Raw genomic sequence first — 14471 nt, forward strand, 5'->3', positions numbered from 1 at the left:
GGCTCCTTCCTTTTAGCTTAAAAAAGCCGTGGTTTCTTCAACGGTGGGCTACTTTCGCTCACAACACCGTACGTATCCAATTTTGTAAGCTTAGGGGTTGACGATAATGAAAAGGCTGCGGGATAACGAGCACCTCACCGGTTACGTGTTCACGTCTCCGTTCGTGCTGGGCTTTCTGATCTTTACGCTGTATCCGGTGCTGTCTTCGCTGTATTATTCCTTCACCGACTACAACCTGATGGAGGCGCCGAACTGGCTCGGCCTGGACAACTACAAGCGGATGTTCATGGAAGACGATAAAATCGGCAAATCGTTTCAGGTCACCTTTACGTATGTGCTGGCCAGCGTGCCGCTCCGTCTGATCTTTGCCCTGTTCGTCGCCATGATCCTGAACGTGGCTACGAAAGCGGTGGGGCTGTACCGCTCCGCCTTCTACCTGCCGTCCCTGATCGGCGGCAGCGTCGCGGTGTCGATCATGTGGCAGCAGATCTTCGGAGATCAGGGGCTGGTGAATTCCTTCCTGAACCTGATCGGCATCCACACCTCGACCTCGTGGATCGGCAATCCGAGCACCGCGCTGTGGACCTTGATCGCCCTGTCCACGTGGCAGTTCGGCTCGTCGATGATCATTTTCCTGGCGGGGCTGAAAAATATACCGAAAGACTACTATGAGGCAGCGGGTGTGGACGGCGCCAATGCCGTCCGGCGGTTCTTCAACATCACACTGCCGATGCTGAGCCCGATCATCTTGTTCAACCTGACGCTGCAGACGATCTCGGCATTTATGACGTTTACGCCGGCCTACATTATTTCCCGCGGGGAAGGCGGTCCGCTCGACCAGACGCTGCTCTATTCGCTGTACCTGTACCGCAAGGCGTTCTCGCACTTTGAGATGGGCTACGCTTCGGCGCTCGCCTGGGTGATGCTGCTTATCGTCGGATTTCTGACCCTGCTCATCTTCAAATCCTCGACCCGCTGGGTTCACTACGAGACGAAGGGAGACTAACGGCCATGACCATGTCCACACCCAAGCGCGTTTTGTACCATGTGCTGGTCGGCATCTTCGCCCTGTTCATGATCTATCCGATTCTGTGGCTGGCGGCCAGCTCCCTGAAGCCGAACGACGAAATTTTCTCGACCGCCTACAGCCTCATTCCAAGCCGGCTGGAATTCGCCAACTACGTCTCGGGCTTCATGGGGTTCGGCGGGACGACGTTTGCGACTTTCTTCAAAAATTCGTTTATCATCGTCGTTCTGTCAACGGTCGGCGCCGTCGTCTCATCGGCTCTCGTAGCCTTCGGCCTGGCGCGTACGAAATTTTTCGGCCAGAAGTTCTGGTTCGCCGCCATGATGGCCACGATGATGCTGCCGCAGGACGTCGTCATCGTGCCGCAGTACGTCATGTTCGCCAAGTTCGGCTGGCTCTCGTCCTTCAAGCCGCTGATCGTCCCGCATTTCTTCGGCACACCGTTTTTCATCTTTCTGATCATGCAGTTTATCCGCACCATTCCGGGCGAGCTGGACGAAGCGGCGAAAATCGACGGCTGCAGCAAATACGGCGTGTTCTACCGGGTGGTCCTCCCGCTCATCGGACCGGCCTTGATCACCAGCGCGATCTTCTCTTTTTACTGGAGATGGGACGACTTCATCAACCCGCTCATCTATTTGAACAGCCCGGATAAATTCCCGGTCTCCCTTGCGCTGAAGCTGTTCCTCGACGGCGAATCGCTGAACAACTGGGGCGGCATGTTCGCTATGGCCACACTGTCGCTTCTGCCGGTCGTGATCGTATTTTTCATCTTCCAAAAATACATCGTTGAAGGCATCAGCACCACCGGTTTGAAAGGATAACAATAATGTTTTTATAAGCATGCCGTCCACTTGCTCAAAATAACGGAAAGACCGGATTCCTTAAGTAAGGATATCCGGTCATTTTCATGTTAACTTTCAATTTCTACGATTCCACTCTTCACCATAGAATCAATCGTAATGCCCGACAATTCGTTCTCCATCGTCGTTTGGACTTTCGTATAAACTCCGTCTAATAAGTACGGCATTTTACTTCCTACCGGACAAGTCGGGTTGGTATCCCGATGAATCATAAAAATCTCCTGGTTATCTTCCATCGTAGCTCGGTATACATCCAGCAGCGTGATTTGATCCGCCTTTTGAGCCAGGCTTATCGCGGCATTCGTTCCAAGAGTCGATGTAATAAGACCGGCTTTCGTAAGCTTTCTCATGATTCTTCTAATTACCGCCGGATTGGCGTTCACACTCATCGCAAGCAATTCGGACGTGGTTCGGCCCTTTTTATTAAATTCAAGAAAGCATAAAATATGAACCGCGACAGAGAACTGTTGGCTTCGATTTCCCATTTTTGCAAGGTCCTTCTTTCCGATTAAAACTTATGTTTAGTGTATTGATTTTCGAAAAGCAAATCAAATTTAAAATAAATGAGGATCAAAGAGTCAGCTTGACTTCTTAAGGATGAATCGTTAATATGTAACAGTAACTGTTACTGATACTATTAATTGGAGTGGTTGATATGCATTATCATGTTAACGGCGTCGAACTTCATGTGGAAGAGCATGGGCAAGGAGACACGGCTCTTGTGTTTTTGCACTTTTACGGCGGATCCGCACGAACCTGGACTAGAATTGTTGACGTTCTCAAGGAGGATTACCTTTGTATAACCTATGACCACCGGGGATGGGGAGACTCAGATAAGTCCGCTTCATCTTATACCATTAAAGATCTGGCCGATGATGCGCATGCGCTGATCCAAGAGCTTGGTTTAAAGCGGTATGTACTCGTGGGTCATTCTATGGGCGCTAAAACGGCGCAATTGTTGGCTTCACGTCATCCGGCCGGTTTAGAAGCTTTGGTCTTAGTTGCACCATCTCCCCCGACACCTCAAGATATGCCGCAAGAAATGAGAAATGCCATGGTTCATTTTTATGATTCGCGTGAAGGAGCGGAAATCGCTTTGGGCAATATCGCCCTGCTTCCTCTTGAAGAACATATCCGCGAAATGGTGCTTGAGGATATGCAAAGGAGCGCACCTTTAGCCCGTGCGGCATGGCCTGAAGCCGCAATGCTTGAGGATATATCTGCAGAAGTGAACAACATCCATATTCCCACCCTGGTGCTCGCCGGAGAATCTGATCCGGTAGACCGGTTGGAAACACTAAAAAGCGAGCTGCTGCCGCGCATACCACATGCAGAGCTGCACATCATTCCCCAGACCGGCCACCTTTCTCCCTTAGAAGCACCCGGCGATATCTCAGAAGGAATCTCACACTTTTTGGCCAAGCAGAAATGGGGTAATGGCGAGTGATAATGGAAAACGGCAGGTCAGCTGTAAGCTGAATCCCTGCCGTTTTTTTGCGCTTACACTCCTTGTGACGGAAAAGCAGAAGCTGCGCATTTATCATGCTGTTGTATGGTATGAGGTGCCTCTGCCGAGGCCTGCCGTTTACTTTTTCTCGAACAGACCGTGACGGTTATTGGGCCGGCCGTTCAACCGGATTCCATCGCCATTCTTGCTGTTCTTGCGCTTGGTACCGTTCAGGCGGTCTGTCAATTCGTTAAACCAGGCTTCGTCATAGGTGGCCAGTGCTATGTCAATCAGACTTTCGACGTTGTTCTTATCTGCAAGCGGGTTGACCGGCAGCGATCTCAGCCAGGATTCACGTACACCGATCACGCGTCCAACCGCTTCCTCGTTGTCGGACTGAACGACGCGTACTCTCGCGATGCCTTTCTGAGCGTCCACCGTCTCAATGTATCCGTGAATAAACTCACCGTCTACCGTCTTCCCTTGGACCCAATCGCTAACTTCGAATCTCATCATTCCACCGCCCATCTTTAAGTATATACAAACTGTAACCAGAAAAATCACAAAATGAATATACTGTAATGATACTAAACACAGTTGGGAATGTCAAATCTGCCAACGACCATTTCGCAAACGACCGATTACATGGATGAGAAGCCACCTGCCGCCATATCCCCCATCTATAGTGTATGCAGTCAGCAGGCGATAGGTTCGTTACTGCCTTTGGAATGCGACCTTTAAACCTAGTCCGATATACAGCGCTCCTACAACTTTGCCGCTAAGTCGGCCCAAACGACGGATCCATGCCGTCCGCCGTACCATCCTTCCGAGAGCAGACACACTTAATACAATTATGGTTGTATATAGTGCACTTAATACCACAAAAATGAGTCCGAGGATCAAAAACTGCCGCCCCCCCACTGGGGCTGTCATCGTACGGGACGGGTTCATGCGCCAATCCATGAAGAAGGAACAGCCGCAAAACGCCGCCCGCCTGAAAGCCGTCCTTACAGGCTGACCTGTGGAACACACCGGGCTGATGCACGCTAACTGCCGATTCCCAACGGATCCAACGTGTGCATGAGCTCTCAGTTTTTTAATGAAGATCATCGCTGCGGCTCTGCAGCCATTGCTGGAATTCGGCGGGGGTACCCACATTATCATCCAATACGGCCGAATAAATATCGAAGCTCTTCACTTGATTTCCATATTCGGCCCGCTTTGCCCATTCAGTTTTGATGCTTAAAATAGCAGCGGTCTTGGCAGGAGTAAGGCGTGCGGGCATCGTTTGAATATGCAGCAAATCAGGCTGTTTGTCAGGCTCGTCTACAAACCAGATATCCAGCTCCCACCGGTGGCCGCTTGCGGACCCATAGGTCAATCCAAGAAAATAACCGTCTGGGTAAGCCGGATCGGTGTTCCATTGGCCCGTATCGTTAATAAATTTCATCTCCCGTACTCCCGGATTGGACATCAGCTGCAAAGAAATTCCAGAGACAGCAGCCATATCCAGTTTGGAGCAGACCACCGTCACATCCAAGTCTCTCCAAGCCATTAAACCTAGCGCAGCGCTCCCTACGATTACGGGCTTACCGGCTGCTGCCAGCAATGGCATCAGGTTCATTTCTTCAGCAACCGAACCCGCTTCAACCTGCAGCTGCTTTTGGCGGGCAAGCAAATCCTCTTGGTTCATCATCATTCCTGCACCCTCTCTATATCCGCTAAATTGGTCTTATTTTCTCCGGCTGTCAAATTCGCCACTTCCAGCAGCATCATGTTCTTCGTCCTCTCAGGAAAAGATAGCCGGGTACCCTCCAAAATGTTCTCTTAACATCATTATAATGTTTTTAGAGGAATTTTTAGAGGAAATCGATAGATGAACTGCATGATTTGGTGAGCACGAAATGTGGTAGGATCATTATGGAAAGCTGTTGTAGTATCTGTTGTAATATAATGTAAGAACCTTAATGAACGAATCAAAGGCGGTGAAGATTTGAAAGGTCTGATTAGAGCATATAAGGTATTCATTGCCGTGTTTGCCGTCATTGTGGTTGCTGCCATTGTGATTGGGACAAGGGGGCTGAATGGGCAGGAAAATCATACTTATGTGCTGCCGGCCGGGTACACAGGATGGGTAGCGGTCATTTACAATCAAAAGGGTTATCCCGAGCTCCCGAAAGAGGGAGACGCCATTGTAAACCGCATTCCGAAAAACGGAGTTTTGAAGACGTCAAGCGCACCGACAGCCGGCGGGATGACATTTTTTTATGCAGATGATCATGGTCAACGGACTGAAGTGGGGATGGGAATGATTCAAGGCCAGCACATGGGCACGGATACGATCCCGCGTCCGGACGGTACGAAAGAAGAAAAAACGATCAATGCGTTTTATGTCGGCACCGAGCAGCAGTATTACGCTCATTTACAGGAGCAGCCGTGATAGATCAAACTTAAAGCCACACTGCTGTTATCCTCCAATCATCCACCATGAAGAGCAGCTGTAGCGCCTCGTCCACTGAACCCCTCCCCCAGACTCCTTCTTTTATGGAAAATACAAATAACCCACAGGAGGGTCACGGGCAAAGTGTCCTTCCTGTGGGTCACTGATCACAGATCATCTGCGGTCAACGTGTAAAACGTCTAAACTCCATGTTAATGAGACGAACTTACCTTATTTCTAGGGTCCGCCCCGCTCGGTTTCGGTCTGCGGTTCGTGCGTCCATTGGAATTTCCATTTCCATGCCCCTTGGACTTGTCGTTCGCATTTCCCTTCGAATGGCCTCCCGCATCACGCTTCAAGCTGCTGTTCGCGTTCCGATCAGGTTTGCGGGCACCGCTCACCGCCGCCTTTGGGGCACGATCCTGCTTCGGTTTGCCCCGCTGCTGCCCATCGTCCGTCCGCCCTTTACGAGCATCTCCAGCTTGCGGCTTGCGGGAATGGCCAGCTTGCGCCTTACCCGGCCGGTTTGCCGTGGAATTCCCCAATGGGCGATTTGCCGCTGCCGCTTGGGGCTCCATCGGATAGTCATGCCCCTTCACTTCGGGAATGGCCTTGCCGATCAGCTTTTCGATGTCCTTCAGGTACGGCAGCTCGTCTGCTTCGCAGAAAGAGATTGCAGACCCGCTCATTCCCGCCCGGCCCGTGCGGCCGATACGATGAACGTACGTCTCCGGGATATTCGGAAGATTAAAGTTAATGACATACGGAAGCTCGTCAATATCGATCCCCCTGGCAGCAATGTCGGTCGCCACCAAAATGCGCGTCGTTCCGTTTTTGAAATGGTTCAGGGCGTTCTGCCGGCTGTTTTGCGATTTGTCGCCATGGATCGCCTCCGCCGTAATATTCGCTTTCTTCAGCGCGCGAGCCACCCGGTCGGCTCCCCGTTTGGTGCGGGTAAACACCAGGGCCGACTCGATCGACGGATCCTGCAGCAGTTGGTTGAGCATCTGCAGTTTGCTTCCTGCCGCCAGCAAATAAACCGACTGCTCGATCCGCTCGGCAGTTGAGGAGACCGGCGTCACTTCCACTTTTACCGGATTGACGAGCAGCGTTTGGATCAAGCCGTTGATTTCCGGAGGCATCGTCGCCGAAAAGAACAGCGTTTGTTTCCGCTTCGGCATGACAGCGATGATCCGCTTCACATCATGGATAAAGCCCATGTCCAGCATCCGGTCGGCTTCATCCAGCACGAGCATTTGAATATGCTGCAGATCGATGTGCTTCTGATGGATCAGGTCGATGAGCCGGCCTGGCGTGGCGATCACGATATCCGCGCCCTGCTGCAGCGCCCGTTCCTGCGGCTTTTGCGGAACGCCGCCGACAATGACCACCGCACGCAAATCGGTATACTGGCTGTACGCCTTCACGTTATCCATAATCTGAATGGCCAGCTCTCTCGTCGGCGTTAAAATAAGCGCGCGGACCCTGCGGCCCGCCCCCGGTTTGCGGGGCTCCCGGCTCAACAACTGTATGATGGGCAGGGAAAATGCAGCGGTCTTGCCGGTTCCCGTCTGGGCGCAGCCCAAGAGATCCCGTCCGGCCAGCACGGCCGGAATGGATTGTGCCTGAATCGGCGTCGGCTCGGTATAGTTCTGTTTGGCCAGCGCTTTTAAAATATTCGGGTCAAGCTTCAAATCTTTAAAGTTCATATATGCTCCTTTTACTTTAAACCTGTATTCTTTAATCACGAAACCTGTGTACTTTTCATCCAAGTCACCACAAGCCGTTCTTTTATGTCGTAATACATAACGATACCACATTTGGACACCAAAAAAGAAGCGGAATCTTTCTCCGCTTCCTTAAAAATGATTCATATGGACTAAATTGGCAATAAGCTTCACGGAACTGAGCACGGATCAAGGGAATGAATGCACAATGAAAGTGTTCTACCAGCTATAATACGGATGATGGCAAAAGAGACCGGCAGGGTCAGCTCACCAAGCTGTTCCCCGCCGGTCTTCTTGCTGTTGGATCAGTAAATAGTTGGATCGTAAATTACCGGATCGTTACCTTCGTTTATTTTCCCGCCTGCCCCAGCTTGGCCAGGGCGTTATACAAGATCTGGGCCGTTTCGGCCCGGGTGGCCTGGCCATCCGGATGAAACCGGCTAGGCCCCTGCCCTTGAATCAGTCCGGCGGCGTACGCAGACCGGACGGCTTCCTGCGCCCATGCCGGCGAACCGGCGACGTCCGTAAACGGCGCCGTTTCCCCGCCGGTTGCGGCGGTTCCGCCCGCGGCCCGGTAGGCGCGGACGATCATGGCCGCCGCTTCCTGGCGCTTGATCAAGGCGTCCGGCGCGAAGCTTGCGCCGCTGACGCCTTGGACGATGCCCGCCTTGGCGGCGGCTGCGACAGCTTCCGCGTACCATGCCGCGGAAGGCACATCGGTGAAGGGCGCGCTGCCGTCGCCCTTCAGGTGCAGCAGGCGAACCAGCATCGCCGCCATTTCGGCGCGGGTCACCGGCTGATCCGGCGCGAAGCTGCCGCCGCCGACGCCGTCAATGAGATGCTTCGCCGCCAGCTCCCGGATCACACCGGAAGCCCAATGTCCGCTCGTATCGGCGAAGCTTTTGGTGTACTCCAGAACGGCGTAAGCGGCATCCAGCGAGCTCACTTCGGCTTTCAGCTTGCCGCCTGTGACCGTTCCGCCGATATACGTGAGCACGCCTTGGCTGTTCAGGCCATACAGGCCGGTCAGCTTGGCATCCAGCCCCGAAACCACGGGGAGCTCCAGCGTTATCGGCTGCTGCAGCGCCGTGATCGGGTGAACCTGGCCATCCTTCGATATGAGGATCAGGTTGAGGGTAACGAGGCTGCTTCCTGCGCGGAGCACCGCACCTTCCGCCTGCCCGGCCTTCGCCACCCGCTCTGCGGCCTCCGTCTCCGAGGCGCGGGATGCCGCCAGCCGAATCGTGCTGCCTTCGAGCTGATCGGCGGGCACCTTGCCGCTGGCCGCCTGCAGGATGCCTGCGGGCAGCGTCAGCTTCAGGTCAGCCGCGTTCACCGTCAGCGGCTGTCCCTGGAGCAGCGAGGCGGCGCTGCCCGGCAGAATCAGCTCTTCGAAAGGCTGATTGGAATCCAATACGGCTCCGCCTTTCGCCAGAATCGCCGTCAGCTGCGCGGCGTTCAGCTTCCATTTGCCGCCTTGGCCCGGCTTTGGATCGGGCTGGGCAGGCGGAGTTACCGGCGGCTGCACCGGTACAGGAGAGCCTCCTCCACCGTTGCCTGAATTCCCTCCGTTATCTCCCCCGCCGTTACCCGGGTCGCCTCCGCCAGGGTGATCTCCCCCGCCATTACCCGGATCGCCTCCGCCTGGATTATCTCCCCCGCCGTTGCCCGGGTCGCCTCCACCAGGGTTGTCACCATCTCCCCCTCCCGGCTGCTCCGGAGCTTGAACGGTAAGTTCATACTCGGCCGACAACGATCCGTACGCGGCCGATATCACCGTCTTCCCTTCGGCCAGCGCAGTCACTACGCCCTGTTCGCTCACCGAAGCGACGTCCTCATGGCTGCTGCTGAAGGTTACACCTTCTAGCACCTGAATGCGCGTGCCGTCTGCGTAGACCGCTTCCGTTACCGTCTGATCGGTCTCCCCTTCCTTCAGCACTACTTTGCCCGTCAGCGACAACGATTCCGGTTCACCTTCCGGCACCGGGTTTACGCTGACGATCGTCTCCGCGAACAGATCCGGGTTCACCGTGCTTGCCGCCCGGATGACGGCCGTTCCCGTGCCGGCCGCCGTCAACCGGCCTTCCGGCGATACCGTCACCACTTCGCCGCCCTCCCCTGTCGGCTCGGCGCTGTAGACGGACCACGTGACGCCAGGGTCCGCTCCATCCGGCTTCACCTTGGCGGTCAGCTGCCGGGTTTCGCCGACGGCCAGCTTCACGTCCTGCTGCTCGATCTCGACCGACTCCGGAGCCGGAGCCTCCGTCTGCTTCGACAGCGTAAACTCGTCGACGGTTCGTCCGCCGACCGTCTTCGTCACAAAGTGCAGGCTGTCGCCGTCCACTTCGACCGAAGCGTACATTTGCGTCGCTTCATCGTCGGTGATCCGCTGCCAGTCCCGCTTGGTCAGCGAGTAAAATTTCGGTCCGGTTGAGCCGGCCACGACATAGGTCGTCCCCTGCCCGTCCGGGACGATCTCGTTGTTCATCATCGGAAAGGTCCGCAGGTAAATATGATCATGCCCGTTCAGGACGAGATCGACCCGATGCCGCTCGAGCACCGGCGCCCACAGCCGCCGGATGTCGGCCGTATCGTAAATGCTGCCGTACGGGCCGCGGTGAAAGATGGCGATCTTCCATTTTTTATCCGTCCTGGACAGGTCCTGGTCGAGCCACTCCTTCTGCTCCTCGTACTGGTATTCGCTGTTCAGAACGACAAAATGAATGTCCTTGTAATCAAAGGAAAAATTGCTTCCCGTCAGGCTTGGCACACCGTTGCCCGGCTGGTTGAAATGGGCAAGGAAATCATTGTTTTCTTTCGTTCCCATCACCTCATGGTTGCCGATCGCGCCGACCAGTGTCGTGTTCAGGAACGCCTCCTGCGCTTCACTGAACCACCACTTCCATTCCTGCTCGTTGAAGCCTTTGTCGACCATGTCGCCGACATGGACCATAAACTCGGCGTCCGGCGAATCTTCCACCGCCTTCTTCACCGTGCTGCCCCACAGCTTGAACCCTGCCAAGTCTCCCGCCTGAGAGTCGGCGAAATACAGGAACTTGGTATGATCGCCGTCAGCCTCAGCGGTCTTGAACGTGCCCTGCGGACTGTAATGACCGCTTCCGTCACCGACGCGGTACACGTATTCGGTGCCCGGCTCCAGGCCGTTCACCGTCGCCTTGTGCACCCGGACCGCACCCAGATCGAGTGTCTGGTACAGATAGCTTGTTCCTTCCGTTTTCACCGCATTCGGCTGGTCAAACCCGGTAAAATCCGCTTTTTTCACCACTTCAACCACGGTCTGCTCCACAGCCGGGCTCGTATGCCAGATGAATCCGCGGGATGCGGCCGGATCCTCGCCCATGCCGACGTTGATGTTGTACGGCGTTTCGGTACCGGACAGCGGCGACACCTTAAACTCCGCCACCGGGCTGTACTGGTCTCCCTTCATTGCCTGCACCTGATACGTCTTGACCTCAGCCGTCAGCAGCTTGGTGCTCAGCTCGCCCTGTGCATCGGTCGTTCCGACCGGACTGCCGTCCGCGGTGATCTGCGCGCCTTCTACCAGTTCCCCCGACTCGTCTTTGACCGAAAAGACCGTTTCGTAGCCCTGGATGTTGCCGTTCTCGTTCCAGGACAGCGACAGGGCGCTCTTGATATCCGATTTCAGCGGCAGCCCGAAAAAGGGATACACCACGCTGCCTGTACCGGCAAAGGTAACGTTACCGGACTCGAATCGGATTTCGTTTGTTCCGGCGGCGTCCTTTTTCACGTCAAAGCTGATTTGTCCGATCAAATCGCTGTCGGTCAGCCCCGCTTGGTCCAATTGGCTGAAGGTCAGCGCGGCCGTGCCGTCCTCGCCGATAACTGCGCTTGCCTGGGTCGCATCCAGCTTGCCGCCCGGAATAAACTTGAGATTCTCCACCTTGCTCAGGTCAAAAGCAAGCCGGAGCTGTCCTCCCTGCAAGCCGGAGGCCTTCACCCCTTTGATATCCACCGTGTAGGTACGGCCCCCGTACAATTCCTTCGGCGTGTCATACGTCAGCTTCGAGCCGCCCGTGTCCACGTTGAAGGTCCACGCCTCGGTCGTCCGGTTGCCGGCCAGGTCCGTCACCGACACCTTGGCCTGATGCAGCCCGTCCGCCAGCGGCGTCGCCGGGGTGTAATAAATCCGGCCTTCCGGAGGATACAGCGTGTGCTGCACGCGCTGGCCATCCAGGTCGAACCGGATCGAGTCCGGATCGATCAGCGTCGTGCCCGGATGCTGCGCCGGATCATATCCCGCGTCTTCGCCGTACACCTTGATCACCGGCTGGTTGCTGCGGATCGTCTCCCCGTCCGCCGGCGAGAAGTCCTTCAGGACCGGCGGCTCCATGTCGTCCTGATTCGGACCGTACAAGGCTCGGATCTGATCGACGTAGATCGCCCCGGCATCCTTCTTGGCCGATGAAGTTTCCATGTAGCGCACCGGCATATCCATGATCAGCGGGAGCGTCCGGCCTTTGGGCACTTCTGCCTCCAGGTACTTCCACCCGGTCCAGTCAATGCCGATACTCTGGTCGGTAAAGTCGAGCGGTATCGTTCCCTTGCTGTCGCGCAGCTGTGCACGCAGCCAGTGGGTTTTGCCGTCCCCGTACACCCACATGCTGATCTTCTCCGGATAACCCGGGATTTGAATGGCCTCCGCCTGCGTCTTGCTCTGCAGGTAGGCGCCCGAAGTTCCCGGCGTGCCGGTAAAATCATACTCCAGCTTCAGCGAACCGCTGCCGAAACGGACCAAATCTTCATTCGTCTCGATGCTCACCTTGGACGTTTTAAACTGCGCGCCGGCCGACGGCAGGTACTTGTCCAGGCCGTTTTCGAAATCCTCCAGCACCATCGGAGGCTGGCCGATGGTCACATCCATCTGAGCTTCCACCCCCTTGTAGCTCACCACAATTTTGCCGCTCAGCTCATTGCCTCCCGCCGCGGTAAAGACGCCGGCTTCGTCGATCGAGCCGATCGGACCCTCGACGCGCCATGTCAGCAGGCGGTTGTCGGCCTGCACCATCTGGCCGTCGCGGAGCGCTGTTACCTTCAGCGTCTCCGACTGGCTAGGCGGGAAGCTGCGCAGCTGATCGCCAAATTTCAGTTCGGTCAGCGTATCGACTACCTCGACTTTGCCGGCTCCGCTTGCGCCCCCGGACGTGACGGCGATATCCGCCTGTCCGGGCGTGGAACCCGCCGTAAAGACGCCGCTGCCGTCGATCGTTCCGATCGCCGGGTTGACGCTCCACTCCGGCGTGCCGTCCATCGCGGCCGGATGCAGGTTGGCATCGACGCCGGCCGCCTTAAAGGCCGCCGTGGAGCCGGCCAGCACCCTCGCCAGCTGCGGCTGGACGACCAGCTTGTCCACCGGCCCTTCCGCCGCCTTGTTCACAAGCAGCAGCCCGTTGGCCGTCTTGCGCTCCCCGCCGTCCGAGGGAGAGTTCAGCAGCGTACGGCTGGTGTCGCCCGGCATGCGGGCGATAAATGTCGACGAGCCGCCGCCGTCCAGGTTGATGGCGTTCACGACGCCCATCTCCTCCATGATCTGCCCCAGCTCAGCCAGCGTCACGCCTTCGCTGAAGCCCGGCTGGCGCCCGTCGATTTCCAGCATGACGACGGAGCCGTCCGCTTTCGTACCGATCGCCGAGCGCGGATGGGCCGCCGGGTCGCTGTTCGGCTGCGCCGCCCCGTCCTTGACGAGCAGCGCGGAGCCGCCGATGGCCATCGTCACGCCGCTCCAGGCCGGCTCGAGGCCGAAGGAGACCGATGCCGTATCGCCAACCTTAAGGCCGGCGAGCACCGCGCGCTGGCTGCCGGAAGCCGACAGGATGACCTGTCCCGGGGCTATCGACGTGCTGCCTTTGTCTTTATGGACTCCGGCTACCTTCATCCCCAGCGTCTCCCCGCTTTTGACCTCTCCCTTCACGACATCAAGAACGACTTCGTCTCCCAAATCGTTGGTCATGGTCGTGCCGTAGAAGTCGGGTGTGTACAATACGAGATCGTTATTGCCCCGCGTCCGGTTGATGGACGTCAGCTCAGTCTTCTGTCCATCGATCTCCAGCGTCCGCGTAAGCCTCGGACTCGGTCCATATATCGTCGTGCCGTCCTCCTTGATGCCAAACGCGTACCAGTCATTGGGCGGACTCGTCAGTATTTTTCCGCTGCCCATGAAGTAACCGAGCGGGACGCCGGAGGACATATCATAAAAGTCCCCGTTGATCCCGGCGATCACCCGATTCCCCGCTTTGTCGATATCCGCAGCCATTTTGCTGACCGGCTGCATGCCGTATACTTTGCCGTCCGTCATGCCGGGCTCAAGCGCCAGAGCCGGATTGGACGGATCGAACTCCACCATGTGAAGCTTCTCCAACCCGCGGTCCAGCTTCATGTCCTTCCAGGTATAGACCGCGCCCGGTCCGATCTGGACCTGCCGCTCGTCGACGATGCTTCCGGCTGCCGCGGCCTGTGCGCCAGCTTCCGCCGCCAATACGGGCCGCCCGCCGGGCAGAGCCAGGGTCAGAACCAGCGTACCGGCCAGCACCGACGCCCATAGGCTCCTCGTCCGTTTTCTTATCATTCCATCCTTGCCTCCCCTTCGATCTGACAGAATTCGGGTCCTTCATAGAACGCCTTGACAGCAAAGTATAGCGGTAGCGTGTAAAGCCATCCCCCTCTCTTCGTAAAATTTTGTCAGGTTAATGTAAAATAAAATTAAATATTCACTAATAATATAAAATTATATTTCATGGCTGGATAGGAGCTTTGTAACTAAGATCGAGACAAAACCAGAGGTTTGAAGCCCTGTTTTAGCAGCAAATTTCGACAGTGAACTTGAATCCGGCAGGCGCGGCGCACCGCGAACAAAACGAAAGCCCCCCCCAAACTCCGGTCGGATGGCCATGTACCGTCATCGAAAACGACATGCAGCTCGGACTTAACA

9 protein-coding genes are annotated in these 14471 nt (G+C 56.1%); 4 read left to right on the top strand and 5 right to left on the bottom strand.

Features of this window, described 5'->3' with window-relative positions; translation table 11 throughout:
* Window positions 1–106: 106 nt before the first annotated feature.
* Entirely contained in the window at window positions 107–1006 is a 900-nt protein-coding gene (locus GCU45_RS11115) for a carbohydrate ABC transporter permease (protein WP_076173801.1), read from the top strand.
* A 5-nt stretch (window positions 1007–1011) separates the two neighbouring features.
* A complete protein-coding gene (locus tag GCU45_RS11120; protein WP_425281275.1) occupies window positions 1012–1851 on the top strand; it encodes a carbohydrate ABC transporter permease in 840 nt (279 codons plus the stop codon).
* Between the two features lie 89 nt (window positions 1852–1940).
* Here the strand turns inward: GCU45_RS11120 and GCU45_RS11125 are convergent, their stop codons facing one another.
* Window positions 1941–2375: an Rrf2 family transcriptional regulator gene (locus GCU45_RS11125; protein ID WP_152398969.1), complete on the bottom strand. Its 435-nt coding sequence runs from the start codon at window positions 2373–2375 to the stop codon at window positions 1941–1943.
* Window positions 2376–2545: 170 nt separating this feature from the next.
* On the opposite strand from GCU45_RS11125, the gene GCU45_RS11130 reads away from it, so the two are divergent.
* On the top strand, window positions 2546–3337 hold the full coding sequence (locus tag GCU45_RS11130) for an alpha/beta fold hydrolase (protein ID WP_152398970.1): 792 nt from the start codon (window positions 2546–2548) through the stop codon (window positions 3335–3337).
* A gap of 138 nt (window positions 3338–3475) precedes the next feature.
* Here GCU45_RS11130 and GCU45_RS11135 read toward each other — a convergent pair whose 3' ends face one another.
* Both GCU45_RS11135 and GCU45_RS11145 read right to left on the bottom strand, forming a co-directional pair.
* Window positions 3476–3853 carry a hypothetical protein gene (locus GCU45_RS11135; protein ID WP_152398971.1) on the bottom strand — a complete coding sequence of 126 codons (378 nt, stop codon included), beginning with the start codon at window positions 3851–3853 and terminating at the stop codon, window positions 3476–3478.
* 580 nt (window positions 3854–4433) lie between these two features.
* Window positions 4434–5036, bottom strand: coding sequence for a hypothetical protein (locus tag GCU45_RS11145; protein ID WP_244364522.1), 603 nt, complete (start codon window positions 5034–5036; stop codon window positions 4434–4436).
* A gap of 294 nt (window positions 5037–5330) precedes the next feature.
* Between GCU45_RS11145 and GCU45_RS11150 the strand changes: the two genes are divergently transcribed.
* A complete protein-coding gene (locus tag GCU45_RS11150; protein WP_152398972.1) occupies window positions 5331–5777 on the top strand; it encodes a DUF6843 domain-containing protein in 447 nt (148 codons plus the stop codon).
* Between the two features lie 212 nt (window positions 5778–5989).
* Here the strand turns inward: GCU45_RS11150 and GCU45_RS11155 are convergent, their stop codons facing one another.
* Both GCU45_RS11155 and GCU45_RS11160 read right to left on the bottom strand, forming a co-directional pair.
* Window positions 5990–7486, bottom strand: a complete 1497-nt coding sequence (locus GCU45_RS11155) for a DEAD/DEAH box helicase (RefSeq protein ID WP_152398973.1) — start codon at window positions 7484–7486, stop codon at window positions 5990–5992.
* 367 nt (window positions 7487–7853) lie between these two features.
* Window positions 7854–14108, bottom strand: a complete 6255-nt coding sequence (locus tag GCU45_RS11160; protein WP_152398974.1) for an S-layer homology domain-containing protein — start codon at window positions 14106–14108, stop codon at window positions 7854–7856.
* Window positions 14109–14471: the final 363 nt, after the last annotated feature.

Origin of the sequence: Paenibacillus cellulositrophicus (genome assembly GCF_009363095.1) — a bacterium.
GTDB classification, from domain to species: Bacteria; Bacillota; Bacilli; order Paenibacillales; family Paenibacillaceae; genus Paenibacillus_AQ; species Paenibacillus_AQ favisporus.